Annotated in this window: 1 pseudogene; it reads right to left on the bottom strand. The window is 58.0% G+C overall.

The window, feature by feature from the left end:
- Nucleotides 1–360, bottom strand: a pseudogene (locus tag G3I56_RS43475) (ATP-binding protein); the annotation flags it as partial.
- Nucleotides 361–459 lie beyond the last annotated feature (99 nt).

The following is a 459-nucleotide window of genomic DNA, read 5'->3' as shown; positions in this document are numbered from 1 at the left end:
CACGTCATCCGTACCGGCGTGCACGCTACCCAGGGCTGCCCTAACTGCCGCTGATTGGTCCTTGCAATCCGGAGTGGATAGAACTTCCATGTGCGCCTCCTCTCCCGGCAAGGCGCCACGAAATCCCAGTTGGGCTTCGTTGAGTCGATACAGTCGAGAGTACGCCCGGCGGTAATGCGGCCCGGGGTACACCTTTCCGTTCTCGTGACCCCAGATCGTTTGGAAATTTGCTGCGATGTTGAGGTTGTGGCGCTCTGCGATTTCCCGCAGCTTCTCCCCTGTGTCTTCGAGGGTTAGTCCCACCGCCTCTCGGTGTGTACGTAGCAGTTCAGGCTTCCAATCCGGGTGCTTACGAGCCATCTTCCCCTCCTAGATAGCTACTCCGGATCGCGACTGTAGCGGCCCGTGTAGTCGTATGGAAACTCGTGATAGTGCGTGTGTAAGCGGATGTGTAAAACG

It is taken from the genome of Streptomyces sp. SID12488 (assembly GCF_010548275.1).
Lineage (GTDB): Bacteria > Actinomycetota > Actinomycetes > Streptomycetales > Streptomycetaceae > Streptomyces.
This window is presented reverse-complemented; position numbering and strand designations above follow the sequence as displayed.